Raw genomic sequence first — 26,744 nt, 5'->3', positions numbered from 1 at the left:
TGGAATGTCGGGGCGTTTTCTGAGCGCGAGCGCCCGTCGAAGCATCGCCACATCGGTCGAACGATCCGGTTTCCAGTGACCCTCATATGCGTCGTGCGTTAGCGCGGTCATCGGCCGCCAGACGGGCTAACGCTTCGCTCGCACTCGAGGCCGTCTGCACCTGCGCCCCAAAGCTACGCCCCTCCAGAACTCACTTCATTCTCACGACGACCTTGCCCTTGGCACGTCCTTGGGCCAGGTATTCGAGCGCTTCCTTCGCCTGCCCAAACGGAAACACCTTGTCGATCATTGGACGAACCTGTTCCGACTTGAGGAGTTCGCCAATTTCAGAGAGTTGGGCTCCGTCGGGGCGCATGAAGAGAAATGAATACGCCACATCCCGCTTCTTCGCGAGCCGCATGATCTTGCGGCTCATTAGCCCGAACACCAACCTCAAAATAAAGTTCAGCCTGCGGGCGCGGGCGAACGCTGCGTCCAGCGGCCCGATGAGCGACACGATCTTGCTCCCCGGTTTGAGAATGCCCATGGATTTCTCAATCGCATCGCCTCTGATGGTGCCAAGCACAACGTCGTAGCCGTCCAGAACTTTCTCGAACTCCTGCTTCTTATAGTCGACAACCTCATCTGCACCCAGACTGGTTACCAGTTGTACGTTGCCCGTACTGGTTGTCGTTCCCACCCGAGCGCCGAAGTGCTTTGCGAGCTGGATCGCAAACGTGCCAATGCCGCCCGACCCGGCAGGAATGAAAACTTTCTGGCCGGCTTGAAGATGGGCGCGCTCTTTCAACGCCTGCCACGAGGTGAGCGCGACCATCGGTACTGCCGCAGCCTGCACAAAGTCGAGGTTGACCGGCTTCGACGCAGCAACGCTCTCCGGCACCGCCGCGAATTCAGCGATCGAGCCCCTGCCGAGATCGAAAAGGCTGGCAAAGATTGCATCGCCCGGTTTGAAACGCGTCACGTTACTGCCGACCTCGGTCACCACGCCGGCAATATCGCTGCCCAGCGTAGCGGGCAACTCGAATTTGAGGACGGGCTTGAAGGTCCCCGACGGAATCATGTTGTCGATCGGGTTCAACCCCGCCGCGTGGACCTGTACCAACAGTTCATCAGGCTTGAGCGTGGGGCGGGGCACTTCGGCGAACCCGATTTCGGGTGTCTTGCCGTAGCGTTTGAAGGTGAGCGCTTTCATGGTGTTCTAAATCCAGTTTTGGGTACCTGTCGCCGGCCGCGATGTTTTCAATGCGCCAGAAATTCCAGCGCTTTGATCACGAAGTCCGCGTGATACTGAAAGATGCCTCCGTGTCCTGCGTCCTCGTAAATGACGAACTGCGCGTTGGGAATGCGGCGCGCCATATCGTGGCTCAAGGCGGTAGGCACCATGATGTCGTTGTCTCCATTGGCGATCAGGACAGGCATGTGCAGGCGGCCGAGATCCTGCGGCGCCTGCCGGCCCCAAGCCTTGATCGCCTTGAGCTGACGAAGCAACGCGCGGGGTGTCGGCCCTCTGTCGCGCTCCGCCGTGCGTTCCTTCAGCCTCTTCAGGAACGCGCTCGCTGCCTGGCGGCCATTAGCGGTGGAGGTGAAGAACAGATAGGTCTTGGGATCGCGCATCGTCAACAGGCCCTTGAGCATCAATGGCCAGGACTTGGCCCCCACACGGTCGATGCCCCGACCGCCCGCGGGCCCCGTACCTGTGAGGATGAGCCTGCGCACCAGGTCCGGCGCCTTTAGCGCCACGTCCTGCGCGACGAAACCGCCGAGCGAAAAGCCGAGCAGATCGACCTGACTGAAACCCATCGCGTGGATCAACGCGATGGTGTCGCGCGCCATCTCGTCCACGGTCAAGGGCGTGAGGCCGCCAGATAACCCGATTCCGCGATAGTCGATCGCGATGATGCGATGCTTGCGAGCGAGGCCATCGACGATGCGCGGATCGAGGTTGTCCAGCACGGCGCCCCAGTGGTTGAGCAGGATCAGCGGAATGCCGCCGTGCGGGCCAAGCTCGCGGTAAGCGAAAGTGGTTCCGGCCGCCCTGACATGGCTGTTCTGTGCGCGGGCATAGGACATTGCCGACTGGCTAACCCTGCCGGTCGAGTCGATCGTCTGCAACGCGCGTGAGCGTTGTGTGTGCGTGATGGTCATCGAGCTACATCTCAAGAACTGAGCGGGGGTATCGGTCGATTAGGCATGGCTGGCTTTCGCGTAGACAGGGGCCAAAGTGTTCAGGCTTCTGACCGGTAGCGATCGGCCGCGTGCGCTTGTCGAATATCCGACAGGAGCCCTTGACGCGCGCCATCCAGCGCCTCCCAGCGGCCGGCCACATGCAACGGCGGGATGGTGACCAGTTCGCGGCGGTCGAAACCGACGAGCGCCGCATCAACCAGTTCGCCGACCTCCATCACCTCGGTAAGCGAATTGACGTCGATGCCGGCGCGCTCCCAGATCTCCGTACGGGTCGCTGCCGGCAGCACCGCCTGCACATAAACGCCGCTGGGCGACAACTCGAGGTGCAATCCCTGCGACAGAAACAGCACGAACGCCTTGGTGGCGCCGTAGATCGACATGCCAAACTCGGGCGCGAAGCCCACCACCGAGCCAATGTTGACGATCGCGCCTGTGCCCGACTCGACGAAACGCGGAGCGGCCGCGGCTGCCAGCCGCGTCAGCGCCGTGGTGTTGAGCGTGATCAGGCGTTCGATGCCCTCGCTGGTCTGCTGCAGGAACCCGCCCGACTGAGCCATCCCCGCGTTATTGATCAGGATACCTATGCTAGCGTCGTCGCGCAGTCGGGTCTCGACTGCGGCCAGGTCCCCCGGTTGGGTCAGGTCAGCCTGCAGCACTTCGACGGCAACACCGCTTTCTTCACGCAGGCGTGCGGCCAGCGTATCGAGGCGCGCCTTGTCGCGTGCAACGAGCACGAGGTCGTGGCCGCGGCGTGCGAAGCGCTCGGCGTAGATGGAACCGATGCCGGAGGATGCGCCGGTGACGAGAACAGTCGGAAGCGTGGTCATGAGTAGTTTCCTTCAAATGAGCGTTTGGATGGGGCGCAAGCGCTGCGCGCCTCAAGCGGTGATGGCTGGGTAATCGGTGTAGCCCGCGGCGCCGCCACCATAGAGCGTGGCGAAATCGGGCTGAGCCAGCGGGGCGCCGGTCTTCAGGCGTTCGACCAGATCGGGATTGCTGATGAAGGCACGACCGAACGCGAACAGGTCTGCGGTGCCCTCGTTGAGCCTGGCGGTGGCGAGCTCCAGGTCGTAGCCATTGTTGGCGAGATAGGTCTGCCTGAACCGCTGTCGCAGTGCGTCGTAGTCAAACGGTGCGAAATCGCGCGGGCCGCCCGTCGCACCCTCGACCACGTGCAGGTAGACGATGCCCAGCGCGCTGAGCTGCGCCGCGATGTAGTCGTACTGCGGCTGAGGATCGCTGCACGAAATGCCGTTTGCCGGTGAAACAGGCGAAATGCGCACGCCGGTGCGATCGGCACCAATTTCTTTCACCACGGCCGCGACGACTTCCAGCAACAGGCGCGCACGGTTCTCGACAGAGCCGCCGTAGGCGTCAGTGCGCTGGTTGGCCCCGTCCTTGATGAACTGCTCCAGCAGATAGCCGTTCGCACCGTGAATTTCCACGCCGTCGAAGCCGGCCGCAATTGCGTTGGCCGCAGCCTGACGGAAATCGTTCACGATGCCCGGCAATTCGACAAGCGCCAGCGCACGTGGCTGGGATACATCGACAAATCCGTTGTTGACGAAGGTTTTCGTCTCCGCGCGAATCGCCGAAGGCGCGACCGGCGCAGCGCCGCCGGGTTGGACGTCGGCGTGCGAAACGCGTCCGACGTGCCAGAGCTGCGCGAAGATGTGCCCACCCTTGGCGTGCACGGCCTCGGTGACCTTGCGCCAGCCGGCAATTTGCTCAGACGTGTATAGGCCCGGCGTGTCCTGATAGCCCTGTGCCTGGGCCGACACCTGGGTGGCTTCCGTGATGATGAGACCCGCCGAAGCGCGCTGGCCGTAATAGGTCGCGGCCAGTTCGCTGGGCACTAGCCCCGCGCCCGCGCGATTACGGGTTAGCGGTGCCATGACAAAGCGATTGGCAAGCGTCAGGCGGCCAAGGGCGTAGGGCTCGAAAAGCGTCGTTCCGGTCATGTCGGTCAGTTTCTGGGTTGGCAATGGACGCAATGATGACGATCATAATCTAACGTGTCAAGGTTTTGATGATGATCGACATCAATGTATAATCGAACCTTCGAACACATGAACCACTGTGGTCACGAAATGAAGATCACCAAGGCACAGGCGCAGGCCAACCGGGAACACGTCGTCGAGACGGCGTCGAAGCTGTTTCGGGAGCGCGGCTACGATGGGGTGGGGGTTGCCGATCTGATGGCAGCCGCCGGCTTCACGCACGGCGGCTTTTATAAGCAGTTCGGCTCCAAGTCCGATCTGATGGCGGAGTCGGCGGCCTGCGGTATTGCGCAGACCGTGGCGCTGAGCGCGGGTGCCGACGCACCTGAGTTCGTGCGGTACTACCTTTCCCGCGAGCACCGCGACGCCCGCGCGACCGGCTGCACGATGGCTGCGCTGGGTGGGGATGCCGCACGTCAGTCAGACGCAGTTCGGGCCGAGTTTGCGGCCGGTATTGAGAACCTGTTGACTGTGCTCTGCCCCGAAGGCGGTGCGGGGGACGGTGCGGACACGGGCCAGGCGCGAGCCAGGTCCCTCGACATGCTGGCGCATGCGGTCGGTGCCATTGTCATGTCGCGCGCCTGCCCGGACGATTCGCCGTTGGCCGACGAAATCCTTGCGGCTTGCCGTGACCAGATTTTGGCGTCAATGAGCCCGTCGACGACCGCCGTGGGCGAAGAACCGTAAGGGCATTGGCCTGTACCCGTGCATGCTCCACCATCTGTCGCCGTGCACATTCTCGATGGAGAGAATGCCAAGCCCGCATGTTCGCGATCGCCTGGCTCTTGAGCTACAGCGCGCAAAAAATCCCGCCGGGCGGACTGGCCGGCGGGCCCCGAGATCCGAACCTCGGTGACAGGTCCGGAGGGTTCGGAAGGAGAACGAACTGCGATGGCTGGACCAACCGCGTGGCCATCCCACTGCGCTCCCCAGGAGTAAAGCCGTCAGACCTGCAAAGGATCCATCATGCGGGTCCGGTCTTGCGACTCCCGATCCGTGGACTCACGCCTTGGCAAATTGCAGGCCGCCGAAATTCTGGATCGTGGGAATGTCGACTTTCGTGTACGTGCTGATCTGGGTAACCGGTGCGACCACGATACTCGGGCTGGCGAAGCCGCCACCATAAGCAGCATTGAAGTTCCCGAAGTTGAAGTTGCTGCCGCCGCGTACAGCAGACAGAGCCTTGGCGGACAGTTCTTCGGTGTGGGCGATATCTCTGATGGTCAGCGAGGTCATGGTAGGTCTCCTGGAACTGCTTCTCTGTTTCGGTTTAAAGAGTGTGGTTCGACGTGCAAGCGGGGAGAGCGCACCTCTATGGGATGAAACGGCATCCGATGTCGGTGCGACTCTCCGCGGCGCTTAGCTCACGCCTTGGCGAACTGCAGGCCGCCGAAATTCTGGATCGTGGGGATCTCGACTTTCGTGTACGTGTCAGTCTGCGTGACGGGTGCCACTACGACGCCCGGGCTGGCGAAGCCGCCGCCATAGGCAACATTGCCGTTTCCGAAGTTGTAGTTGCTGCCGCCGCGTACAGCGGACAAGGCCTTGGCGGACAGTTCTTCGGTATGGGCGATATCTTTGATGGTCAGTGAGGTCATGGTAGGTCTCCTGGAGCTGTTTCAGTTTCGGTTTAACGAGTGTGGTTCGACGTGCAAGCGGGGAGAGCGCACCTCGATCGGATCGAACGGCATCCGCTGTCAGCGCGACTCTCCGCGGCGCTTAACTTACGCCTTGGCGAACTGCAGGCCGCCGAAGTTCTGGATCGTCGGGATCTCGACTTTCGTGTACGTGTCCGTCTGCGTGACGGGTGCGACCACGACGCCCGGGCTGGCGAAGCCGCCACCGTAGGCAAGGTTGAGGTTTCCTGCGTTGTAGTTGCTGCCGCCGCGTACAGCGGACAGAGCCTTGGCGGAAAGTTCTTCGGTGTGGGCGATGTCTTTGATGGTCAGCGAGCTCATGGTAAATCTCCTGTGAGGGTCTTCGGTCTGGATGGAAGAGCACTATTTGTCGCGCTCACAGGGGTAATTGCATAGGGTGTGCCAACGTAGACCTGCTGAGCTGGCGATACTCACATAAGCCGCTGAATCTAAAGAAAAAAATAAAATCGCCCGCGAGGTTTTTCATGCGGTTGCGGGGCGCGAGGCAGCAAAAGGTGTCGTGGGATAGCAAACACGTTTTGGCTGAGTGTCTGCCTTGAGTGAACGGCCGCGCATTCAAGCGCATTGATTCGTTCGAATGACGGGGACTCGTCAGTTAGTCGACGCGATACCTGATGTTCTTGGGCCTGCCGCTGCGGCCGTCATATCAGCGCATTAACACCGCCTAAAACAAACCAAAATCATCGTTGCTATCGGGAATCGCATTGAGCAGATCCCGAAGCGCACGCCAGCCCACCAGTGCCGACAACGTCAGCACGAGCGCGAGCAGGCCGCTCGCACGAGTGGGCATTCTTCTCGCCTCGCATCTCAAGGGGCAGGTCGACATCTCCGTGGTCCTCGATCAACCGTTCTGTGCCGCGTCCTGCGGCATGATCGCCGCTAACGCCTGCGCCAACGTAGTGGGACCGAATCGCCGTTCACTAACGCGCGCTTGCACGTCGATGCGTCCCGCGTTGTGCGCGTCGTACAGATCCGCAATGAGCCGCGCGTGTTGCTCGCTCAAGCCCGCGCCTCCGAGCATCGCGGCCCATTGCTCCCGCGGCACCGCGTGCGGCACGACAGGCCGGCCCGACAGTTCGCCGATAGTGTGCGCAACGTCCTTCACACTGACGCGTACTTCACTTTCTATGCTCACCACGCGAGGCGAACGCTCACGCGGCTCGCCGTCGAGCAGCAATTGAGCCGCCAGTGCGCCGACATCTTGCGCAGCCACAGTAGGAAAGCGCTTTTCGAGCGGATGATGCAGGCTCGGCAACACGCCCTTGGACAATGCGAGCGGCAGCACACGCGCCCAGTTGTGCATATGCTCAGCCGCGCGCAGGAACGTCAACCGGGTGTCGACGGTGCCGAGTTGCGTTTCGAGGTAGTGGAAAAGCGTCGTGATGCCCGTTCCGCTCGGGTGCTCGGCGCCATAATCCGAAAGCGCGAGTACGTGCGGTGGCGGATTCGCACGCAATGCTTCGACGCTCACATCGATCATGTTGCGCATCGCGTTCGCCGGGTCTTCGTCATGGCGCGGCAGCGGACACACAACCTGCACCGCGTGCGCGTCTTCCAATGCGCGCGCCACCGCAGCCCGGTCGTGCAAATCCGCGACCACGACATCGCAGCCGATTCGCTCGAACGCATCCGCCTGCGCCACGCTATGAACCACGGCGCGCACGTCTCGCCCGGCGCGTCGCAACGCGGCTACGCTCACTTTGCCGACATTGCCGCCGGCTCCAAAAATCACGAACATCAGGTGCTCCTTACCGGATCGTCATGAGAGGATCATAAGGACGCGCCAAGCGCAAAACGCGCATGCAAGGATGCCCATGAGCAGATTCGGATGACTCGTTGCTCGTCGGCGCTGCGCACGGGAAGTCAGGAGGCGTACTGAGCGTAGGCGCTAAAAACCATGCACAATGCCCGCAGACCGACTGCCATCCGCGAGATAAACGATGAATGCCGTCCCAGAGACCCGCACGCAGATCCCACCCGCGCATACCGGCTCCCGTATTGCGCTGCGCTCGAGCCGACTGCTCGGCTGGCAGGGTTTCGGCGCGGAGCTGGTGAACGTGTCAGCTGGCGTGCACCGGATACCTGCGTTCAATCATCATCGAATCGGCGTGCATGTGGGCGCGCCTGTCCGCGCGCACTGTCGTTGCAACGAGAAACCGCACTCGCGCATTCAGGCGCACGGCGACGCCGACGTGATTCCGGCAGGACTCGACGGGCAGTGGAGCGATGAATCGGCCTGCACGATTTTCAGCATCTGGATCGGCGAAGATTTCGCGCGCAGGACCGCTGAACAATTGGCGCGCAAACCAGACGGCGCGCAGATTCTCCCGCAATTCCAGATGCGCGATCCGCGCTTTCAGCACCTGGCGTGGGCGTTGCGCGCGGAACTGGAAGCAGACGTCGCGTCTGACCCGCTCTATGCCGAAAGTCTGTGTACGGCAATCGTGGTGCGGCTGATTGGCGGCGCTGCGTCGCTAGACAACAAGCGGCGCACGCTCGCACCGCGGACAGCGGCGCGTGTGACGGAGTTTATCGAAGCACATCTCGACCGGCGTCTCACGTTGAGCGAGCTTGCCGCGCTTGCCGACCTCAGCGTGCCGCATTTCAAGGTGCTGTTTCGCGCGACGCTCGGCGTGCCTGTGCATCAATATGTGGTGCAGCGGCGCGTAGAACGCGCGCGAACGTTGTTGCTGCAAGGCCGGCTGAGCGCCAGCCAGGTCGCGCTCGACGCGGGCTTCGCACACCAGAGCCATATGGCGCACTGGATGGGGCGGCTCCTCGGCATCACGCCGCGCGAGCTAGTGAAGTCGAGCTCGCGCTGACGAACACAATAGACCGTACCCGCATCAGCTCGACGGCGGCGCCGCTGCCGTCAATTGCGAGTACACGTCATGCGACAGTTGCAGCAACTGCTTGCGATCGATACCGCCTGACACCGCATAGCCGAAATCGCCGTCAACCCAATAGAACACGTTGACCGGCCCGTCCTGATACAGCTTGAACGCTGTCGTGTTCGCGTTCACCTTGCGGCGCGAGATGCACAGCGTCACCCGTTCGCCATTCTGGCCGCGATACATGAACTGCGCGGTGTCGCCGTCCGGACCAGGCAGCAGGCGGCCACCCGACAGCGCGAAGCCTGCCTTCGACAACATGGGCGGATGCACATTCGTGCCGAGGCGACTCGCCAGCCACTTCACGAAGTCCTGCTCGTGATCCGCGTTCATGTCGGTGGGCCGGTCGACCGCCGGCATATAGACGACATGCGCAACCGCAGCCTGACGCGCGAGTACTTCGGTGCTGTCCGCACTGACAGGGCGCGTGTCGGACGAACCCGCCACCGAAGGCAACGTGTCGCGTCCCATATGCGTGCCGACGCCGATGCCAATGCCCATTACCAGCGCCGCCGCCATGCCCGCGAACTGCGGCCAGTTGGCAGCGACGCGCGAGCGGCGCGGCGCGCCCGGCTGCAAGCGCTTCGGCACAGGCTCGTTCAGCACGCGGTCGTAGCGCTCATGGAACATGCTGTTCAGCGAGAAATAATCGCTGATGCGCGTGGCCAGATCCGGATTCTGTTCGAGCGCGCGCTCGACCTCCGCACGTCGTTCCTCGGACAGCGTGCCGTCCACATAGGCGTGCAGTTCTTCTTCGCTAACTGGCGTAATTTGCTCGCTCATCGCACCACCTGTAATTTCGCACCGGGCTGGCTGCCCGCCATCAATGCCCGAAGCCGTTCGCGTCCGCGCGAAAGCCGCGACATGACCGTGCCGATGGGCACGTTCAGCGCGAGCGCGACGTCGGCATAGCTCATTTCCTCCAGCCCGACCAGCAGCACGACTTCGCGCTGCTCAACGGGCAAACGCTGCAGCGCGTAGTCGAGATCGCGCATTTCCAGCGAACGGGATTGTTGCGCCGGCACGGCGAACTCGCTTTCATGCACGCTTTCGTCGTCGACCGCCACGTGTACCGCGCGCGACGACGCCTTGCGCGCCTGATTCGCAAACACGTTGTGCATGATCGTAAATAACCAGGCGCGCAGATCGGTGCCGGCCTGGAACATTTCGGTGCGGCCGAGCGCGCGTTCGAGCGTGTCCTGCACCAGATCGTCCGCGAGGTCGCGATTGTTGATCAGCGCCCGCGCATAGCGCCGCAAGCGCGGCACGTGTTCCATCAACTCGTCACGAACATCCATTATTCATCCCGGTCATGGGGCCTCTCGTGGACACGGAGCGGCGGCGCTTCGTCGGGCGTCGCACGCGTTTGTAGTGCAAACACGCGTGAACGAATTTTATTCCGTTGATCAAGCGACTCGCCGCAAGATCGTGCGGTTTCATTGCATGGTCATGACGTCGGCGGCGCGCATCAGACCGTGTGTGCGTGCATTGCCGGCGACCACGAAGCGCTGCCGCTGCGCCGTCCATGTCAACAGACGTACATCGCCGATGCGGCGCGCCGACCATTGCGGCTGAGAAGGCGCGAGCAGTGCGAGCGTCGACAGCACCACGACCGGCTCGTTATCGCCATTCAAATAGATGAATTCGGTAGCGCGCTGCAGCAGACCGAGCGACACGACGCGCTGATCCACGAGCCGCAGCCCGATCGCTTCGAGGTTGGGGGCGGACGGATCTCTGCGAGTCGGCGATCCGGCGGGAAACGGGGCGGCGGCGGTTTCGGCCAACGCCATGATGGCCGCGTTGTTAAGCGCCTGGCGCGTGACCTCGGTGGCCGCGAACCAGCCGCTCACGGCGACGCACGCGATGATTAATGCGACCAGCACCCTGAGCGGCTTGCGCAAGCGCAGCGTTACAGCGCTGCGCCAGCGGCGGCCGGCGTTGCGCCGCCCGTTGAATGCGCTGGCCTCGGGTTCGTCGGCGGTCTGAAAGGAGCGTTGCATCTGTTCGTTGAGCTTGCCGTAAAAGGCGACCCGGCGGGCTTCCGCCGGATCGCGGCCGAGATAGTCGCGCAGAAACGCGGCGCGCGCCGGCGACAACGTGCCGTCGGCGTAGGCCTGAATGTCGGCTTCGGAAAGCGGCGAATCGTTGGGGGCGTCGGTCGGGTTCATGGGAAAAGGTCTCCGGGCAAAATCCGGCTATTGAGGTGCAAACACCGCCGCGCTGCGGTTTATTCCGTTCTCGTCACCGGGTTTGCGCAACATCTTTTACTGTGCCATTGCAGCGTCGCGGAAGCTAGCAAACCCGTTCGCGAAGTGCTTTATTCCGCGCAACGGAAATGTTTTTTCCACGTGGCTTACGCAGGAATAAAAGCCGGTGAGGTGTGGTTCTCCCTGATGCAAACCCGCAACCAACTCACCGGAGTTCATCATGAAGAAGATCGCTTTTGCCGCATTGTCCGTCGTCGTTCTGGCCGCTTCGTCGAATGTTTTCGCGCAGGGAAAGACCCGTGCCGAGGTCTACCAGGAACTGATCCAGGCACAACAGAACGGTCTCGATTACGTGACTGACGCATCATATCCGGACGTCAGCCCGGTCTTCGCGCATATGGTCGAACAGCACAAGCAGGCGCTTGCTGCCGAGGCGGCCGCGAACCGCGTCGCGAGCGACGCCAGGCCGACGGACAGCATGAATTGAGGGCGTTGAAATGCCGACGGCCGGCGCGCGTGGCGAACGGGCGCGCCGGAAATCGAACGGAATAGACTTGCGCCGCGCGTGTTAGCCAATAAACGCCTCGATTCAGCAAGGAGTCTCCGTGACAAAAAACACCGTTCCCGATCAGTTACCTCGCTGCGTGCCGTGCCGGCTTGCCGCGATAGGCGCCGTCGTGCTTCTGTCCGCAGGGGGCTTTGCTTATACGGCGGGGTGGTTGACGCCGCAACGCCTGAGCGCGCCGCGCATCGTCAATACGCTTCAGGCCGTGGCGGGTCAACCGCATCCGGGCTATCGGCGCAATCATGCGAAGGGCCTGTGCGTCGAAGGTTATTTCGACAGTAACGGCCAGGGCGAGCGCGTCTCGCGCGCGGTCGTATTTGCGCCCGGACGCACGCCGGTCACCGGACGCTTTGCGGTGCCCGGCGGCAATCCGTCGGCGCCCGATACGAGTTCTCCGGTGCGCAGTCTCGCGCTGCTCTTTCAATTGAAGGACGGCGAGCAGTGGCGCACCGGAATGAACTCGACGCCGGTCTTCGCCGTGCATACGCCTGAGCAGTTCTATCAGCAACTGCTTGCCGCAACGCCCGATCCGGCGACCGGCAAGCCGGACCCGGCCCGGCTCAAGGCCTTTTATGCGGGCAATCCGGAGACGCAACCTTTCCAGACGTGGGTGAAGGCGCATCCGCCTTCGTCGAGCCTTGCGAACGCCGCGTACTACGGCATCAACGCGTTCCGCTTCACCAACCAGGCCGGCGACACGCGCGCGGTGCGCTGGGCGATGGTGCCCGAGACGCCGTACGCGCCGATTACGGACGCGCAAAAGGGCGAGAAGAATTTTCTCGCGGCGGACCTGGACGAGCGGCTGCAGGGCGGCCCGTTGCGCTGGCATCTGATCCTGACCGTTGCCCATCCGGGCGACCCCACCGACGACGCCACGCTTCAATGGCCGTCCGATCGGGAGAATATCGACGCGGGGACGCTCGTGATCGAGCGCAGCACGTCGCAGGAAAACGGTGCTTGCCGCGACGTCAACTTCGACCCGACGATCGTGCCGGCGGGCATCGCGCCGTCCGACGATCCTTTGCTTGCCGCGCGCTCGGCGGCCTATGCGCTGTCGTTCAAGCGACGCACGCGCGAGGAAACGCTGCATCCGGAAGTTCATCATACCCCGACGACACATGGAGAGCGCTCATGACGCGGACCCGCACGCACTTCAGTCCGCTAGCGCGGTTTTTGCACTGGACGATGGCGCCGCTCATCGTCGCGATGCTGTTTATCGGCGTCGGCATGGTCGCAACCGTGTCGCGCGCGCATGACACGCTGATTGCGATTCACAAGCCGCTTGGCATCGCTTTGCTGCTGCTCGTGGTGATACGCGCGAGCGTGCGCTTACGGCGCGGCAGTCCGCCATTGCCTCACGACATGCCCGCATCGCAAAAAATGGCGGCGAAGGGCTCGCACGCGGTGCTCTATGCGCTGATGTTTGCGATGCCGCTAATCGGCTGGGCGATGCTGTCCGCGGCGGGCTATCCGCTCACGCTATGGGGTCCGTTTCATTTGCCACCGATCGCGCCGCATAACGTCGAGCTTTTCGCGGTGCTGCGCGCGTTGCACACGTGGCTTGCTTTTGCGTTGTTCGGCACGGTGCTGCTGCATCTCGCGGCGGCGCTGTTTCATGGCCTGATCCGCCGCGACGGCGTGTTTTCGAGCATGGCGCGCGGCGGACGCTAGACGCCGCGTGCTAGTTGCGGATTCGCTCGGAGCGGGGATCGTAAGGCGCCTTCAGGTGCAAAGTAGCCGGCAGCAATTCGCCGGCTACGTCGATCGCATATGCGCCGCTCGTCAGATACGCGGAGTCTGCAGCGCCATCGGAGTTGTTGACGTAGCCCATGGCGACCGGACAGCCGAGCGTATGGCCGAATGCCGCCGAACTCACGAAGCCGACCGGCTTGCCGTCGCGCAGAATCGCTTCGCCGCCCCAGAGCATGCGATCTGCTGCGCCGTCCGCGGTCAGCACCACCATGCGGCGGCGCAGCGGTTTGCCGCGTAGTTCGAGCAGTGCGTCGCGGCCGCGGAACGGAATGTCGGTGTCGAGTTTGCATGCGAATGCAAGGCCCGCCTCGAATGGGTTCGTGTCCGGAGTGAGTTCGCGGCCCCATGCGCGGTAACCTTTTTCGATGCGCAGCGAGTCGATCGCGTAGTAGCCCGCATTGACGAGGCCGAACGCCTTGCCGGCTTCATGCAGGATCTCGTACACGCCCATTGCGAATTCGACCGGCACGTACAGCTCCCAGCCCAGTTCGCCGACATAGGTGAGGCGGGTCGCGCGCACGGTTGCATAGCCGATATCGACTTCGCGGCTTTGGCCGAACGCGAACGACTCGTTGCGCCAGTCTGCTTTTGACACGCTTTGCAGAAGTTCGCGCGAGCGTGGCCCCATCACGGCGAGCACCGCATACTGGCTCGTCACGTCGACGAGCACGCAGTGCTTATCGCGCGGAATTGCCTTGTCGATCATGTCGAAGTCGCGCGTGGTTTGGGCGGTGCCGGTAACGAGCAGGTACTGATCTGCGGCGAGGCGAGTGAGCGTGAAGTCCGATTCGTAATTGCCGCGCTCGTTGAGCATGCCGGTGTAGACCGTGGTGCCCGGCGGCACGTCGACGTCGTTCGCAACCAGGTTTTGCAGGACGCTTTGCGCGTCGCGGCCTTTGACAAGAAATTTGGAAAACGACGTCATGTCGAAGAGCGCAACGCTTTCACGGCACGCACGGTGTTCGGCGCCGCTTAACGGCAGCCAGTTCTGCTGGCCGAACGCATAGTCGATGCGTGCTTCGTCGCGCGTCGGTGCGAAGAAATTCGCGCGCTCCCAGCCCATCTTGCTGCCGAAACACGCGCCGTCCTCGCGCAGCAGAGCGTACAGCGGCGAGCGTCGAAACGGACGGGCGCTGTCGAGTTCGCGATTAGGCCACGGCATCGCATAGTGCAGGCCTAGCGTTTCCTTCACGCGATCGTGCAGCCATGTGTCGTTACCGTTAAAGCGCGCAAAGCGGCGAATGTCGACGGGCCACAGATCCATGGTCGGCTCGCCCGCCACAATCCATTCGGCCAGCGCCATGCCGGCGCCGCCCGCCGAGGCGATGCCCATCGAGTTGAAGCCCGCGCCGACAAAAAAGTGTCGCAACTCGGGCGCCTCGCCGAGCATGAAGTTGTTGTCGGGAGTGAACGATTCGGGACCGTTGTAGAACTGGCGTACCTGCGCCGTTTCGAGCGCGGGTACGCGTTGCAGCGCGTTCGTCATCAGGATTTCGAATTGATCCCAATCGTCGGGCAGCAGCTGGAATTCGAAGTGTTCGGGAATGCCTTGCATGCCCCACGGTTTCGCGTTGGGCTCGAAACCGCCCATGACGAGGCCGCCCACTTCTTCCTTGAAATAGATGAAGCCGTCCGGATCGCGCATGACGGGCAGGTCGGGGTGAACGCCGGCAATGCGTTCGGTGACAATGTAATAGTGCTCGGCCGAGTGCAGCGGCACCGTCACGTCGCACAGGCGGCCTACGGCCTTGGCCCACTGGCCGGCGCAATTCACGACGATCTCGGCGCCAATCGTGCCCTCGTCGCCGTTCTTGTTGTGCCACGTAACGCCAGCCGCTTCTCGCGCGCCGTGCGCGTCGCGTGTGTGGATAGCCGTCACGCGCGTGTTCTCGACGATGCGCGCGCCGCGCATGCGGGCGCCGCGAGCCAGGGCCTGCGTCAGATCGGTGGGATTCGCCTTGCCGTCGCCGGGCAGCCAGACCGCGCCCAGCAGGTCGTCGGTGCGCATGACAGGCCATAGATCGCCGGCCTCGCGCGCGCTGATCACGTCGCAGGCCACGCCGTAGGCGCGAGCCACGGCAGCGGTGCGTTTGAGTTGAGTCATCCGCTCGGCAGTGCGGGCCACCGACAGCGAGCCGCATTGTTTCCAGCCCGTTGCAAGACCCGTCTCGGCTTCGAGTTCCGCGTAGAGCGCGGTCGAATAGCGGATCAGCTTCGTCATGCTTTCCTGAGCCCGCAACTGGCCGACGAGACCGGCCGCATGCCACGTCGTCCCGCAGGAAAGCTGGCCTTGTTCCATCAGGACGACGTCGGTCCAGCCGAGCTTCGCTAAGTGGTACGCAACCGAGCAACCAATGATGCCGCCGCCGATGATGACGACGCGCGCGTGCTGAGGGATGGATGTGGACATGTGTTGAATTAGAGGGAGTGATACGCGGAGGTTGCCGCATAAATGCACATAATGCAACCGGGAGGCTGTTGCAAAATCAAAGGTGGTATCCGACATAAAGATGTCATTTATCAACTGCGAGGCATCCTATGCAGGCGCCGATCGCGCGGTGCTTACCTTAAGTCAACGGCGGTGCGATCGCCGCAGATTTAAATGTGTGGCTTTGTGTGGGAATCAATGAGAATTGCCACTGTGAACCGTGGTTTTTGCTAGACTCACCGAATCCCACATTTGCGCACTCCATGTTCTCTACCCAACGCCAGAGCGAAATCCTGCAGCTTGTCCGCGAGCAACGCACCTGTACGATCACCGGTCTCGCGGCGCGCTTCGAGGTTTCCGACGAGACTATTCGCCGCAATATCAAACCGTTGATTGCGCAGGGCCTGCTTCTAAAGGTCCACGGCGGCATCATGCTGCCCGAGCGCCTCGACGAACCGCCGTTCGAGCGGCGCATGGCGGCCAGCCTCGCGGGCAAGCGGGCGATCGGCGCGCGCATCGCTGAACTGGTGAGCGACGGCGACTCTCTGATTCTCGACGGCGGCAGCACCTGCGTGCATATCGCGCGGGCGCTGACGGCGCGCTCGCGGCTCACGGTCGTGACCAACTCCATCGAAGTGGCCCGGCTGCTCGCGCCGCGCAACGGCAACCGCGTGTTCATCGCGGGCGGCGAACTGCGTGCCGACGACAGCGCCGCGATCGGCGACAGCGTTCAGGCTTTTCTGCGCCAGTTTCATGTGCGTTACGCGATCGTCTCGGTGACCGCGATCGACATGCACGGGCATTTCATGGACGCGCTTCCCGCCGACGTCGCGTATTCGCTCGCGGCGTTCGCTCAGACGGAGCGTCGCGTGGTCGCGGCGGACCACGCCAAATTTGGACACAGCGCGCTGCTGCACGCGTTCGCTGCCGATTGCGTGGACCTGCTCGTTACCGACGAAGCTCCCGCTCCGGCGCTTGCGCAAGTGTTGACATCCGCAGGTGTCGAGGTGCTCGTCGGCGCGCCGCCCGGCGGCGGGGCGAGAAGCGGCGAGAAGGGCGGGCAGGACCGGTACGACCCGAAGAACGGGAACGGCGAGAACGACGAGAACGGCGCGCGCCCCCGCTAGCAACCGCCTCGCTGAGAGCGGTTCGAACGCGGACACTGGCCAACGCACACCAGACCCCACACCAGGCTCGCCCCACGCGAGCGCCGCCTCGCACAGCCAATTCGCTCCGACGCGTAAAATGGCCGGTTATCGCTGGCAGCCTGGCTCCGGGTGAACGAAGCGGTGGACTGCGCCGTCCGCCGGCAGTTGCCTTCCGCGCCGCCTGCCTTCGCCGGCTTGAAGAGGATGCACCCTGATGTCGTCAGTTTTCTTTGATCGGGAACGGATTGCAGAATGGCTCGGTGAGAACACCGTCGCCAAGGCGCGCGCGGTCGGGCCCGTCAGCAAAGTCGCATGGCACGGGGCCACGCTGACTGGCGACGTACAAGGCTCGCAGCCGCTGCCTTACAGAACGCGGGTCCGTTTTCGCACCGACGGCGGCTTGCCGTGGGCGCAGAGCGACTGCACCTGCCCGGTCGGCCGCAATTGCAAGCACGTCGCCGCGCTGCTGCTGGCCGAGCTCGAATACCACGACGAGATGGACCACATCATCGACGTGGACGGCAATGAGCGCGAAGACAGCGCCGCCGTTTTCGCCCGATCCGCATCGGCGGAACCTACTGCTTTGCAACCTGGCGTGCGTCCCGAACTGGTCAGCTGGCTCGAACGCTTCCGGGCACGCGCGGAAGCCGCCGATGCCGCCGTCCAGAAGGCAAGCGCCGCGCGCACCGAGACGCTCGCCTACCGGCTGAACTGGTCCGACTTCCACATGCGGCACGAGGTCGTGCTGCACCGCGCGCGCTGCCATCCGGACGGTCGGATCGTCTCCGTCGGCGAAACGTGGGGTAACGTCGAAGCGGCGCTCGTCAAGCAACCGGGGTTCGTATCGGACGAAGATCTGTCCATCTTGCGCGGCCTGTGGCTCGGCCGTTCCCGCGAAGACTTCGGGCAATTCGTTCTGCGTGGCACGAACGGCGCGGAGATGTTGCAAAAGCTCATTGCCACCGGGCGCCTCTTCGTCGACTTCGGGATTGCGCCCGGTCACGACGGCCCCACGCCGCTCGCGCGTGCGGCCGACCGGCCTGGGCGCATCGAATGGGAGCCGCTTGCCGACCAGCGGCTGCGCCCGGTTCTGTGCACCGAGCCGCGCGCGAGTATGGTGTTGCCGACCGAGCCCGTCTGGTATGTGGACGGCGTGGCGAACGAGGCCGGTGTGGTCCGCTCGTCGCTACCGTTCCAGCAATTGCCCGATTACCTCGCAATGCCGCCGATCTCGCTCGCCGAAGCGCCCCTTGTCGCGTCGGTGCTGCGCGAGGTTGCGCCCGACTTGCCGTTGCCGCCCACGCATGACTCGCGGGCGATCCGGGTGATCGACGTGGAGCCGGTGCCGGTGCTCACGCTCAATAGCCACGCGTTGCCGTCCGCCGGAAAGGCCAAAGGCCTGGCCGTCGAACTGGCCGGCGTGAGCTTCGACTACGACGGCGTCAGCATCAACGTGGACAGCAGCGTGACACTCGTGCCCATGCCGGGCGGCGACGTCATTCATATCCGCCGCCGCTACGAGGTCGAGAAGAAGCGCCTGCTCGAACTTCGCAAAAGCGGGTTGCAGAAGGTGCCCACGAGCCGCGTGTTCACGTCGCGGCAGCTGCCCGATACGATGCTCGGCCTGGCCGATGCGGACGCCTGGTCCTCGTTTGTGAGCGATGCGGTGCCGGAACTCGTCAGCAAAGGCTGGCGTGTGACGATGGCGCCCGAGTTCCGCTACAACGTGATCGAGATCGACGCGATCGACGGCACCGCGCATCAGGCGGGCGACGGCTGGTTCGATCTTGAAATGGGTATCCGCATCGGCGAGCGCAATGTGCGGCTCGAGCCGCTGCTCGCCGATCTGTTCCGCCGCGACCGGCGCTGGCTGGGCGGTACGCTGGAGGCGATCGCCGACGACGAGCCGATTGAACTGAAGACCGAAGAGAACAAGCGCCTGCGGCTGCGCGCGGACCGGTTGAAGCCGGTGGTGCGCGTGCTGGTCGATCTGTTCGATTCGCTCGGTGCGAGTCTCGCCGAGGGCGCGCCGCTGCGCGTGCCTTCGGTGGACGCAGGCCGCCTCCAGGCATTGAGCGATACGGGACGCTGGCAATTTCGCGGCGACGATTCCATCCGAGAACTCGCGCAGCGTCTGCAAGCCGGTCCTGGCTTGCGCGAGGTGCCGGTGCCTCGCGGTCTGCGCGCTGAACTGCGCGCATATCAGCAGCAGGGTCTGAACTGGATGCAGTATCTGCGCGAGCAGGGTCTCGCCGGTGTCCTTGCCGACGACATGGGCCTTGGCAAAACCGTGCAGACGCTTTCGCATATCCTCGCCGAGAAGGAAGCGGGCAGGCTCGACCGGCCGGCGCTGATCATAGTGCCGACCACGCTCGTGCACAACTGGCGCGAGGAGGCACGGCGCTTCGCGCCCGAACTGAAGGTGTTGGTGCTGAACGGCCCGCAACGCAAGCAGCGCTTCGATCAGATCGGCGAACATGAACTGATCCTGACGACGTACGCGTTGCTATGGCGTGACCAGAAGGTACTCGCCGAATACGAATATCACCTGCTGATTCTCGACGAGGCGCAGTACGTAAAGAACGCGACGACGAAAGCCGCGCAGGCAATCCGCGGCTTGAACGCGCGGCACCGGCTGTGTCTGACCGGCACGCCGCTCGAAAATCACCTGGGCGAACTGTGGTCGCAGTTCGATTTTCTGCTGCCGGGTTTTCTTGGCAGCCAGAAGGATTTCACGCGCCGCTGGCGCAATCCGATCGAAAAGAATAACGACGGCGTGCGCCGTTCGTTGCTTGCGCGTCGCATCCGGCCGTTCATGCTGCGGCGTCGCAAGGACGAGGTGGCGAAGGAGTTGCCGGCCAAGACGACGATTGTGTGCTCTGTCGACCTGGAAGGCGCGCAGCGCGATCTGTACGAAACCGTGCGAACGGCGATGCAGGAGAAGGTGCGCGCGGCCGTCAGCGCACAGGGCCTCGCGCGCAGTCACATCATCGTGCTCGACGCGCTGCTGAAGCTGCGGCAAGTGTGTTGCGATCCGCGACTGGTGCGCAGGCTCAGGACCGCGGGGGAGGGCGTCGAACGCAGCGAGGACGCAGCGGCGAAACCGGCGAGCCCGGATAAGGCGGAAAAGGGCGCACGAGGTATGCGCTCCGCCAAACTCGACCTGCTGTTGTCCATGCTCCCGGAGCTGATCGAAGAGGGACGCCGCGTGCTGTTGTTCTCGCAGTTCACCGGCATGCTCGCGCTGATTGCCGAGGCGCTGGACGAAGCGGCGATTCCCTATGTGATCCTGACCGGCGACACAACGGACCGGATCACGCCCGTCGAGCGCTTTCAGCAAGGCGAGGTGCCACTGTTCCTGATCAGCCTGAAGGCGGGCGGCGTGGGGCTGAACCTCACCGCTGCGGATACCGTGATCCACTACGACCCGTGGTGGAATCCCGCCGCCGAGAATCAGGCCACCGACCGTGCGCATCGACTCGGACAGGATAAGCCCGTGTTCGTCTACAAACTGATCGCGGCGGGCAGCATCGAAGAAAAGATCGTGGAATTGCAGGAGCAAAAGGCAGGGCTTGCAGACAGCATTCTTTCGGAAGACGCCGCCGGCGCAGCCAAGTTCTCCGACGACGATATCGACGCGCTGTTCGCGCCGATGCCCGAGCTCGAAGGCGGAAGGTGACGCGACCCGTTTTCGGGACAGTGCGCGCGGGTCGCGCACTCATCCACCACTGAATGCCGACGTTTTCCGGTATCCAATATTCCCAAATTTGACTCCGCATTGTTCAAAGACGTCACAAGTCGTCAAGAAACGCGGAGTTTGTCTGCCTGCCGTCAACGGTTGCTTGCCGTACTCGTTGAACACGCGACCGTCATCAGGTCAGTCAACGCAGTACGTTAAGGAAATAACCGTTATGAACAAGCATTTCGTCGCCGCCGCTGTTGCCGGCCTTTTCTCGATCGCAGCGTTTGCGCAGGCTTCGGCACCGGTCGCGGCATCGTCGCAAGCTGCTGTTGCTGCTACCCAGCAGGAAGCAACGCCGGCAGTCAAGCAACACCACACCACGAAGCAACACAAGCACGCGCATAAGCATTCGCACAAGCATTCGCACCATGCAGCATCGGCTGCAGGCGGCGAACAGGATGCCGCACCGGGGTCCGACGAAGCAGCGCCCGCCAAGCCGTAACCGTTACGCCGCGTAGCGAGCCTGTGAAGACGCGGGCCGGTGCATGACATCGGCCCGTTTGCTGCGTGCAGTTCAACGACGAATTTCTGCGCGCGACATAAAAAACGGTCTTTTTAAGGGCAGCCCGGTGGCTGACGCAGAGCGTCGTTCGCGTTGCTGATTGCAATCACGTCTATTTAGTTAGGACTCTTGTATGAAACGTATCTGTCTTTCGATCGGATTCGGCTGCGCGATGAGCCTGACCGTCATCGCTCAGGCAAAGAGCTTTGGATTCGAACTCAGCCCGTCCGCACGCACGACTGCGAATGCTCCAGCGACACAAGGCTGGCACGGCGGACGTTATTGGGACGGTCACCGTTCGTGGAGCCGCGACGAGTGGGAAGGGCGGCGCACGCGTGAAGCAGGCCACGACGATGCTTATCGCTTCAATCGCGGCACTCATTGCCCGCCGGGCCACGCAAAGAAACACGATTGCTGATGTTCTCGCCCGCAATGAACGCGCGCGCCGACTGCGCAGCGTGTTCGACAGGCGGACCTCGCCGTGCTGGCCGCCGTGCCGACGGCCGCGCCGACGGCCGTGCCGATCGCCGCGCCGCCGCAGCAACGGTAGCCCGATGCGCCGCCTTGCACTACCCCGATCTCGCCCACTGCTCTAATGAAAATCTGTTTGCCCCGTTTCGCCACACCGGCTGTCCCAATCCTGCTCGTCTTCTCGTTGGCCGGCGCGCTGAGCGGTTGCTCCCTGCTCGCGCCGAGCGGCCCGCCTGCGAGTCCGCCGTTGGCGTGGCCCTCCAGCTGGGCGCCCGCAGTGCCAGCAGTGCCTGCATTGCCGGCAGTGCCTAATGAGGCAATGGTTCCGGCTGGGTTCTATCGGGTGAATTCGGGCGATACCTTGACCGGCATCGCCCGCGCTTTTGGCCGCGATGCAGCGGCTATTGCGCAGTGGAATCATCTGTCGTCGGATGGCGCGCTGGATGCCGGGCAACTGCTGCGTGTCGCGCCGCCGCCGGGAGTTGCCAGCGCGCCTGCCGGATTGAATGCGCGCACGCCTGCAAGCCCAGAACCCCGCGCGAACGCAGTGCAGAGCGTCGCGCCCATCGGCAAAGCGCGACTCGCATGGCCGGTTAACGGGCCGGTTGAAGCGCCGTTCGCCGCAGGAAAAACCAGGGGTATTGCGATCGCTGCGGCCGCCGGCGCACAGGTGAGAGCGGCGGCGAGCGGCAGGGTCGTCTACGCGGGCGGCGGCATTGCGGCTTACGGTCTGCTGATCATCATCAAGCACGACTCGCATTTGCTGACCGCCTACGCCAACAACCGCGCGTTGCTGGTGAAAGACGGCGCGCTCGTCAAGAAAGGGCAGGCGATTGCCGAGCTTTCGTCGGACTCCCACGGCGACGCGTCTTTGCATTTCGAAGTGCGCGACGGCGGCAAGCCTGTCGATCCGCTCCTCTATCTTCCGAAGCGCCCTTAAGCCGGTGCCCACGCGGCATTGCCGCTTTCCTCGAACCGGACCGACGCGGCGTGCTGTTTCGTGCAGCGCGCTGCGCAGTGTAATGCCCTATGACTTTTCGCTTCACCAACTGCACCGGCTCAACCGGTTTCATTGGTTCTCTCCGCGTGGCTGCAAATCCTCTCGGTCTCACGCTCGCGTCGCTTGGCTGTGTGTTGGCGTTGGCGGGTTGCGCGCCGTCGGTCGTTGACCGCTCCGCCCTGAGCAGCGCCGAACCGGCCATTCGTACAGTCGGGCAAACGGCGCCTCATGCATTGCAAGGTAGCTACAACGATGATGACGAGCGGGCCGCAGCACTTGCGCCGAGCTTATCGGCTGCCGAGCCGCAATCCGAGCCGCAGTCCGACGCGCAGTCCGCGGATGACGATTCGCCGGCCGCGTCGGCTTGCGCTTGCAGCAGGCGCTTTCTGCAGACTGGCCTCGCGTCGTGGTACGGCAAGGTATTCCATGGTCGCCGCACCGCGAGCGGCGAGCGCTACAACATGCACGCATTGACCGCGGCGCACCGCACTTTGCCCTTGGGCGCCTGTGTGCGAGTGACGGCAGTGGGGCGAGAACGTTCGGTGGTCGTGCGGATCAACGACCGTGGGCCGTTCGTGCACGGACGGATCATCGATCTCTCGTATGCCGCTGCTGAGGCAATCGGTGTGAACGTCGCGGGTACCTTGCCCGTCAAGCTCGAACACATTGCGCCCGCGCGTGGTCTGAACGGCGCTCGTCGCTGTGTTGACCGGGCAGAGCGGGCAGCGTGAGGGTCGGCCGCAAGCTTTCGCAGCTTTCGATGCGGCCGGGAGTCGCGTGACTCATGCTCGAGAGAATGCAGCACTGGCGTGCGAGTTTTTCGCTTTCACGTCCGTCTGTAACAAATCATCGCCGTCTGTAAATGTTCACATGTCCGCACCGTTCATCCCCCAGGGTTCGATGTCGCGCGGCATTGCAACTTCGGGATGGTTGTTATGGCCTGCGTAATATCTACCGCGTCGTTCGTTACAAACGTAGTTCTTTCATCTTGAGAATGAATTTCTGAGCGGTTACTTTCTGTGCACTCGTGAGGTAGCCCCCGCGAGCGTGTGATGTTTTTACGGCGTCGTCCTGACCAGGCACGACGCCGTTTTTTTTGCTCTCGACGGCCGGCGCGCAACGACCCATGCCGCGAAACGCGCGGGGCGCCCGGGCAATCGGAGCGCGACTCGGTGTATTGAGCGGTTGCCCAAGACATAACCTGAAAGCTTTGCTCCGCGATTAATTGCACGCCGTCACAGTGCGAGGTGTCCATCCACTGATCCATTGTTTTTTGACTGGTTTGTGCGGACTCGACAGCTTCATTGCAAATCTACAACAGCGGCAGCACCGATTTAACAATCCTTAAACGATTTATTTTGAGACCGTTTCTATACTCACTCAAATTGTCAAATCGCTGTTTCCCGAAAAGCTTGTCGCGGTTTGAAAAAGACAGGCGCGGGGCCTGCAGTGTGCGAGAGAGACCACCTTTTTAATGGCAGGCCCATACGGGCCGAAACTGGCCGGCGGGACCTGAGAGGCGTCGGGAACGGCGCGCAAAACCGGCAAAAGCAGCATGCGAGCCGGCAGCCGCCGCTGAACCGTTTAATGGCATTCAGCAAAGATCGACCGTCTTTTCGATTATGATTATCGGCGGTTTGATAATCGCCGCTCCCAAATCGAAAAATGCGCGCTAATTTTGAGATGGGGTGGCAGCAGGGTTGTACGGGGCGCGAGGCGAAGGACCATTAGTCGAAAGAGAGTCAAACAAACTTCGAACTGAAGATGAATGAAAGGCCGGATCGCCGGTGCCAGCGAGCACCGGCATCCCGGTCGATCCGCCGGCTTGCCGGTAATGGCCGCGGTCGCCGATACGCCGCTGCGCCCATTACCGGCAACGACGAACGAACGACGAACAAACGACGAAGTCGCGTTGCGGGGTTTTTATGAGAATTGCTGTCCTGGATGACGATTCGGCGCAAGCCGATCTGGTTTGCCAAACGCTGTCGGCAGCGGGCCACGTCTGTCATGCATACGTTGCGGGACGCGAACTGGTGCGGCAGTTGCGGCGCCAGACATTCGATCTGCTCGTGCTCGATTGGAATGTGCCTGACATGTCGGGCGAAGAAGTGTTGCGTTGGGTGCGCGAAAGCCTGTCAGAACGCTTGCCCGTGCTGTTCATGACGAACCGCGGCCAGGAGAGCGACATTACGTCGATCCTGAACATCGGCGCCGACGACTACGTCGTCAAGCCGGTCCCGGCCGCCGTACTGCTCGCGCGCGTCGGTTCGCTGCTGCGCCGCGCTTATCACCTGAAGCCGTCGGCGGCGACGGAAGTCTTCGGCGAATTCGAGTTCGATCTGCATGCCAAGCATGTAGTGGTGCGCGGCACCAAAGTGGCGGTCACCCAGAAGGAGTTCGAACTCGCGCTGTTGCTGTTCCAGCATCTGAGCCGGCCGCTGTCGCGCGCGCATATTCTCGACGTCGTCTGGAAGCAGGCGACGGACATCCCGTCGCGCACGATGGACACGCACGTGTCGATGCTGCGCAGCAAGCTCGGCCTGCGGCCTGAACACGGCTACCGTCTGACGCCGATATACGGCTATGGCTACAGGCTGGAGCGGCTGGAGTCAGCAAGCGATACACCGCCAGCGGCAGACCGTCCGCAAGCGGGGCAGGCGTGACGTTTTCCGTCGACGACGCTTCAGCGATACGCGGCAGGACCGGCTCGGCTGGCCGCCGCGCGAGCGCCGTACTAGCCGCCGCGGGACTCTTCGCCTTCGCCTGCTTTGCGCCCGCTTCGGCACATGCGCAGCCGTCACGGGCGCCCAAGCAGCGCGCGAAAGCTGCGCCTCCTGCCTATGTTTCCTATGTGACGCACGCAGGCGACACACTCTATGAAATCGCGAGCCGCTATCTCAGCGACACCGCCGACTGGGCCGTGCTCAGTCGCCTGAATCACGTGCCCGCACCTCGTCGCATGCCGGCCGGCATTGCGCTGCGTCTGCCAGCCGACAAACTGAAGCAGGACCCGGAGACGGCACGTGTGATCGCGACGAGCGGTCCAGCTGAACATGCGTCGGGTGCGAGCCCTTATCTGCCGCTGACGGCGGGCGCGACGCTTGGCGAAGGCGATCGCATCCGCACCGGACCCAACGGTTTCGTCACACTGGAGTTGTCGGATGGCTCTCATCTCACGATGACGCAGGACGGCGCGCTCGACATCGACAGGTTGCGGCGGACCACACTGACGGGCGCGGGTGACCGTCAACTGGAACTGCGCCGCGGGCAGGTCGAGAGCCAGGTCACGCATGCGACGAAGAAAGACGACCGCTTCCAGATCCGTTCGCCGTCGGTGGTGGCGGGCGTGCGTGGGACGCGCTTCAGGGTCGCTTACGACGGCGACGCGCAAACCACGGCTGTCGAAGTGCTGGACGGCGCGGTCGGCGTCGATCCGGTCGCGGCGCTTTCGCGCAAGTCTGCACCGCCGCCAGGCGTGCCGCTGCAGGCGTCGGCGCAACTGCTCACGGAACGCTTCGGCAGCGTGACGCGAGCCGGCGCCGCGATAGGCGATGCAGTTGCACTGCTTCCAGCACCTGCGCTCAAGGAGCCGGCGAGAGTGCAGGACGCCAAGACGGTGGCTTTCGATCTGATTCCGGCCGAGGCCGCCGGAGCCGCGGAAACTGCAACATCCGCAACAACCTACCGCGTGCAGATTTCCCGCGACGCCGACCAGCTCGACCTCATCCGCGACCTTCGCGTGAGCGCGCCACATGCGGAATTCGGCGATCTGGCAGACGGCACGTATTTCGTGCGCATTGCGGCGATCGACGCGAACGGGCTAGAAGGTTTGCCGCAGGTGTATGCCTTCGAGAGACGTCAATTCGCGGTCGGCGCGTCGGCCGCGCCGCGCGTGGGCGGCCACGATTACGAATTCCGCTGGTTCGTGAGCCGCGCGCCGGCGTCGGCGCAAACGCGTTTTCGCTTCGTCATGGCGACGACGGCCGATCTGCGCCATCCGATTGTCGACCGCGCGGATCTAACGGGCGGGCAACTGGTGGTGAGCGATCTGCCGCCAGGCGTCTATTACTGGACCATCGTTGCCGAGCAGTTCGAAAACGGGCGCTTGTACGCGACGGCCAGCGCAGTTCGCACGTTCACGCTTGCGCGCTGACGCTGGTAGATTCACTGGCCCGGAAGTGACCCGGTCCGCT

General features: G+C 63.2%; 26 protein-coding genes. 13 read left to right on the top strand and 13 right to left on the bottom strand.

What is annotated here, in order from left to right; translation table 11 throughout:
• Positions 1-190: 190 nt before the first annotated feature.
• The 4 genes from ACTJLB_RS22705 to ACTJLB_RS22690 form a co-directional block, all read right to left on the bottom strand.
• Positions 191-1,192: an NADP-dependent oxidoreductase gene (locus ACTJLB_RS22705; RefSeq protein ID WP_440784523.1), complete on the bottom strand. Its 1,002-nt coding sequence runs from the start codon at positions 1,190-1,192 to the stop codon at positions 191-193.
• Positions 1,193-1,239: 47 nt separating this feature from the next.
• Positions 1,240-2,070, bottom strand: a complete 831-nt coding sequence (locus ACTJLB_RS22700) for an alpha/beta fold hydrolase (protein ID WP_440784522.1) — start codon at positions 2,068-2,070, stop codon at positions 1,240-1,242.
• A 155-nt stretch (positions 2,071-2,225) separates the two neighbouring features.
• Positions 2,226-3,014 (bottom strand): SDR family NAD(P)-dependent oxidoreductase, encoded by a 789-nt coding sequence (locus tag ACTJLB_RS22695; RefSeq protein ID WP_131317525.1) that lies wholly within the window; start codon positions 3,012-3,014, stop codon positions 2,226-2,228.
• Between the two features lie 51 nt (positions 3,015-3,065).
• Complete coding sequence (locus ACTJLB_RS22690) at positions 3,066-4,148, bottom strand: alkene reductase (RefSeq protein ID WP_440784521.1); 1,083 nt, start codon at positions 4,146-4,148, stop codon at positions 3,066-3,068.
• Positions 4,149-4,277: 129 nt separating this feature from the next.
• Here ACTJLB_RS22690 and ACTJLB_RS22685 point away from each other — a divergent pair, with 129 nt between their 5' ends.
• Positions 4,278-4,874 (top strand): TetR/AcrR family transcriptional regulator, encoded by a 597-nt coding sequence (locus ACTJLB_RS22685; protein ID WP_440784613.1) that lies wholly within the window; start codon positions 4,278-4,280, stop codon positions 4,872-4,874.
• A 315-nt stretch (positions 4,875-5,189) separates the two neighbouring features.
• On the opposite strand, the gene ACTJLB_RS22680 is transcribed toward ACTJLB_RS22685, so the two are convergent.
• The 5 genes from ACTJLB_RS22680 to ACTJLB_RS22660 all read right to left on the bottom strand — a co-directional run bounded on the left by ACTJLB_RS22680 (position 5,190) and on the right by ACTJLB_RS22660 (position 7,583).
• Complete coding sequence (locus tag ACTJLB_RS22680) at positions 5,190-5,423, bottom strand: hypothetical protein (RefSeq protein ID WP_020070438.1); 234 nt, start codon at positions 5,421-5,423, stop codon at positions 5,190-5,192.
• Between the two features lie 128 nt (positions 5,424-5,551).
• The gene (locus ACTJLB_RS22675) at positions 5,552-5,785 is read right to left on the bottom strand and encodes a hypothetical protein (protein WP_440784520.1); all 234 of its coding nucleotides are present in this window, start codon (positions 5,783-5,785) and stop codon (positions 5,552-5,554) included.
• A 126-nt stretch (positions 5,786-5,911) separates the two neighbouring features.
• Positions 5,912-6,145 (bottom strand): hypothetical protein, encoded by a 234-nt coding sequence (locus tag ACTJLB_RS22670; RefSeq protein ID WP_087754404.1) that lies wholly within the window; start codon positions 6,143-6,145, stop codon positions 5,912-5,914.
• A gap of 364 nt (positions 6,146-6,509) precedes the next feature.
• Entirely contained in the window at positions 6,510-6,635 is a 126-nt protein-coding gene (locus tag ACTJLB_RS22665) for a hypothetical protein (protein WP_310357890.1), read from the bottom strand.
• 51 nt (positions 6,636-6,686) lie between these two features.
• Entirely contained in the window at positions 6,687-7,583 is an 897-nt protein-coding gene (locus tag ACTJLB_RS22660) for an NmrA family NAD(P)-binding protein (protein ID WP_440784519.1), read from the bottom strand.
• Positions 7,584-7,785: 202 nt separating this feature from the next.
• Between ACTJLB_RS22660 and ACTJLB_RS22655 the strand changes: the two genes are divergently transcribed.
• On the top strand, positions 7,786-8,667 hold the full coding sequence (locus ACTJLB_RS22655; RefSeq protein WP_408167301.1) for an AraC family transcriptional regulator: 882 nt from the start codon (positions 7,786-7,788) through the stop codon (positions 8,665-8,667).
• A gap of 24 nt (positions 8,668-8,691) precedes the next feature.
• Here the strand turns inward: ACTJLB_RS22655 and ACTJLB_RS22650 are convergent, their stop codons facing one another.
• The 3 genes from ACTJLB_RS22650 to ACTJLB_RS22640 form a co-directional block, all read right to left on the bottom strand.
• Complete coding sequence (locus tag ACTJLB_RS22650) at positions 8,692-9,519, bottom strand: anti-sigma factor family protein (protein ID WP_020071523.1); 828 nt, start codon at positions 9,517-9,519, stop codon at positions 8,692-8,694.
• A complete protein-coding gene (locus tag ACTJLB_RS22645; protein ID WP_020071522.1) occupies positions 9,516-10,034 on the bottom strand; it encodes a sigma-70 family RNA polymerase sigma factor in 519 nt (172 codons plus the stop codon). Before ACTJLB_RS22645 ends, ACTJLB_RS22650 begins: the two co-directional genes overlap by 4 nt.
• A gap of 138 nt (positions 10,035-10,172) precedes the next feature.
• Entirely contained in the window at positions 10,173-10,904 is a 732-nt protein-coding gene (locus ACTJLB_RS22640; protein WP_392395260.1) for an anti-sigma factor family protein, read from the bottom strand.
• A gap of 259 nt (positions 10,905-11,163) precedes the next feature.
• Between ACTJLB_RS22640 and ACTJLB_RS22635 the strand changes: the two genes are divergently transcribed.
• From ACTJLB_RS22635 to ACTJLB_RS22625, 3 genes are all read left to right on the top strand, one after another.
• The gene (locus ACTJLB_RS22635) at positions 11,164-11,430 is read left to right on the top strand and encodes a DUF4148 domain-containing protein (protein ID WP_020071520.1); all 267 of its coding nucleotides are present in this window, start codon (positions 11,164-11,166) and stop codon (positions 11,428-11,430) included.
• Between the two features lie 118 nt (positions 11,431-11,548).
• Entirely contained in the window at positions 11,549-12,643 is a 1,095-nt protein-coding gene (locus tag ACTJLB_RS22630; RefSeq protein ID WP_440784517.1) for a catalase family peroxidase, read from the top strand.
• The gene (locus tag ACTJLB_RS22625) at positions 12,640-13,179 is read left to right on the top strand and encodes a cytochrome b (protein ID WP_408422026.1); all 540 of its coding nucleotides are present in this window, start codon (positions 12,640-12,642) and stop codon (positions 13,177-13,179) included. The genes ACTJLB_RS22630 and ACTJLB_RS22625 overlap by 4 nt, the downstream gene beginning before the upstream one ends.
• Before the next feature lie 10 nt (positions 13,180-13,189).
• Here the strand turns inward: ACTJLB_RS22625 and ACTJLB_RS22620 are convergent, their stop codons facing one another.
• A complete protein-coding gene (locus tag ACTJLB_RS22620) occupies positions 13,190-15,670 on the bottom strand; it encodes a GcvT family protein (protein ID WP_440784516.1) in 2,481 nt (826 codons plus the stop codon).
• Positions 15,671-15,951: 281 nt separating this feature from the next.
• On the opposite strand from ACTJLB_RS22620, the gene ACTJLB_RS22615 reads away from it, so the two are divergent.
• The 8 genes from ACTJLB_RS22615 (at position 15,952) to ACTJLB_RS22580 (ending at position 26,704) form a co-directional block, all read left to right on the top strand.
• On the top strand, positions 15,952-16,815 hold the full coding sequence (locus tag ACTJLB_RS22615) for a DeoR/GlpR family DNA-binding transcription regulator (protein ID WP_440784515.1): 864 nt from the start codon (positions 15,952-15,954) through the stop codon (positions 16,813-16,815).
• A gap of 235 nt (positions 16,816-17,050) precedes the next feature.
• A complete protein-coding gene (locus ACTJLB_RS22610) occupies positions 17,051-20,515 on the top strand; it encodes a DEAD/DEAH box helicase (RefSeq protein WP_440784514.1) in 3,465 nt (1,154 codons plus the stop codon).
• A gap of 232 nt (positions 20,516-20,747) precedes the next feature.
• Positions 20,748-21,020: a hypothetical protein gene (locus ACTJLB_RS22605; RefSeq protein WP_440784513.1), complete on the top strand. Its 273-nt coding sequence runs from the start codon at positions 20,748-20,750 to the stop codon at positions 21,018-21,020.
• A gap of 193 nt (positions 21,021-21,213) precedes the next feature.
• Positions 21,214-21,498, top strand: a complete 285-nt coding sequence (locus ACTJLB_RS22600) for a hypothetical protein (RefSeq protein WP_440784511.1) — start codon at positions 21,214-21,216, stop codon at positions 21,496-21,498.
• A 177-nt stretch (positions 21,499-21,675) separates the two neighbouring features.
• Positions 21,676-22,491, top strand: coding sequence for a peptidoglycan DD-metalloendopeptidase family protein (locus ACTJLB_RS22595; protein ID WP_440784510.1), 816 nt, complete (start codon positions 21,676-21,678; stop codon positions 22,489-22,491).
• 146 nt (positions 22,492-22,637) lie between these two features.
• A complete protein-coding gene (locus tag ACTJLB_RS22590) occupies positions 22,638-23,282 on the top strand; it encodes a septal ring lytic transglycosylase RlpA family protein (protein ID WP_440784509.1) in 645 nt (214 codons plus the stop codon).
• A 1,194-nt stretch (positions 23,283-24,476) separates the two neighbouring features.
• A complete protein-coding gene (locus ACTJLB_RS22585) occupies positions 24,477-25,214 on the top strand; it encodes a response regulator transcription factor (protein WP_087754416.1) in 738 nt (245 codons plus the stop codon).
• Positions 25,211-26,704: a FecR domain-containing protein gene (locus ACTJLB_RS22580; RefSeq protein WP_440784508.1), complete on the top strand. Its 1,494-nt coding sequence runs from the start codon at positions 25,211-25,213 to the stop codon at positions 26,702-26,704. The genes ACTJLB_RS22585 and ACTJLB_RS22580 overlap by 4 nt, the downstream gene beginning before the upstream one ends.
• Positions 26,705-26,744 lie beyond the last annotated feature (40 nt).

The sequence above is a fragment of the Paraburkholderia sp. 22098 genome, assembly GCF_052045935.1.
In the GTDB taxonomy this organism is placed as follows: Bacteria; Pseudomonadota; Gammaproteobacteria; order Burkholderiales; family Burkholderiaceae; genus Paraburkholderia; species Paraburkholderia caledonica.
This window is presented reverse-complemented; position numbering and strand designations above follow the sequence as displayed.

Bases quoted from the DNA above. Each gene is read 5' to 3' on its own strand.
- ACTJLB_RS22685 (WP_440784613.1), top strand. From the start codon at position 4,278: ATGAAGATCACCAAGGCACAGGCGCAGGCCAACCGGGAACACGTCGTC.
- ACTJLB_RS22600 (WP_440784511.1), top strand. From the start codon at position 21,214: ATGAAACGTATCTGTCTTTCGATCGGATTCGGCTGCGCGATGAGCCTG.
- ACTJLB_RS22635 (WP_020071520.1), top strand. From the start codon at position 11,164: ATGAAGAAGATCGCTTTTGCCGCATTGTCCGTCGTCGTTCTGGCCGCT.
- ACTJLB_RS22705 (WP_440784523.1), bottom strand. From the start codon at position 1,192: ATGAAAGCGCTCACCTTCAAACGCTACGGCAAGACACCCGAAATCGGG.
- ACTJLB_RS22655 (WP_408167301.1), top strand. From the start codon at position 7,786: ATGAATGCCGTCCCAGAGACCCGCACGCAGATCCCACCCGCGCATACC.
- ACTJLB_RS22680 (WP_020070438.1), bottom strand. From the start codon at position 5,423: ATGACCTCGCTGACCATCAGAGATATCGCCCACACCGAAGAACTGTCC.
- ACTJLB_RS22645 (WP_020071522.1), bottom strand. From the start codon at position 10,034: ATGGATGTTCGTGACGAGTTGATGGAACACGTGCCGCGCTTGCGGCGC.
- ACTJLB_RS22605 (WP_440784513.1), top strand. From the start codon at position 20,748: ATGAACAAGCATTTCGTCGCCGCCGCTGTTGCCGGCCTTTTCTCGATC.
- ACTJLB_RS22595 (WP_440784510.1), top strand. From the start codon at position 21,676: ATGAAAATCTGTTTGCCCCGTTTCGCCACACCGGCTGTCCCAATCCTG.
- ACTJLB_RS22695 (WP_131317525.1), bottom strand. From the start codon at position 3,014: ATGACCACGCTTCCGACTGTTCTCGTCACCGGCGCATCCTCCGGCATC.
- ACTJLB_RS22675 (WP_440784520.1), bottom strand. From the start codon at position 5,785: ATGACCTCACTGACCATCAAAGATATCGCCCATACCGAAGAACTGTCC.
- ACTJLB_RS22585 (WP_087754416.1), top strand. From the start codon at position 24,477: ATGAGAATTGCTGTCCTGGATGACGATTCGGCGCAAGCCGATCTGGTT.
- ACTJLB_RS22620 (WP_440784516.1), bottom strand. From the start codon at position 15,670: ATGTCCACATCCATCCCTCAGCACGCGCGCGTCGTCATCATCGGCGGC.
- ACTJLB_RS22665 (WP_310357890.1), bottom strand. From the start codon at position 6,635: ATGCCCACTCGTGCGAGCGGCCTGCTCGCGCTCGTGCTGACGTTGTCG.
- ACTJLB_RS22615 (WP_440784515.1), top strand. From the start codon at position 15,952: ATGTTCTCTACCCAACGCCAGAGCGAAATCCTGCAGCTTGTCCGCGAG.
- ACTJLB_RS22640 (WP_392395260.1), bottom strand. From the start codon at position 10,904: ATGAACCCGACCGACGCCCCCAACGATTCGCCGCTTTCCGAAGCCGAC.
- ACTJLB_RS22650 (WP_020071523.1), bottom strand. From the start codon at position 9,519: ATGAGCGAGCAAATTACGCCAGTTAGCGAAGAAGAACTGCACGCCTAT.
- ACTJLB_RS22670 (WP_087754404.1), bottom strand. From the start codon at position 6,145: ATGAGCTCGCTGACCATCAAAGACATCGCCCACACCGAAGAACTTTCC.
- ACTJLB_RS22690 (WP_440784521.1), bottom strand. From the start codon at position 4,148: ATGACCGGAACGACGCTTTTCGAGCCCTACGCCCTTGGCCGCCTGACG.
- ACTJLB_RS22625 (WP_408422026.1), top strand. From the start codon at position 12,640: ATGACGCGGACCCGCACGCACTTCAGTCCGCTAGCGCGGTTTTTGCAC.
- ACTJLB_RS22700 (WP_440784522.1), bottom strand. From the start codon at position 2,070: ATGTCCTATGCCCGCGCACAGAACAGCCATGTCAGGGCGGCCGGAACC.
- ACTJLB_RS22660 (WP_440784519.1), bottom strand. From the start codon at position 7,583: ATGTTCGTGATTTTTGGAGCCGGCGGCAATGTCGGCAAAGTGAGCGTA.
- ACTJLB_RS22610 (WP_440784514.1), top strand. From the start codon at position 17,051: ATGTCGTCAGTTTTCTTTGATCGGGAACGGATTGCAGAATGGCTCGGT.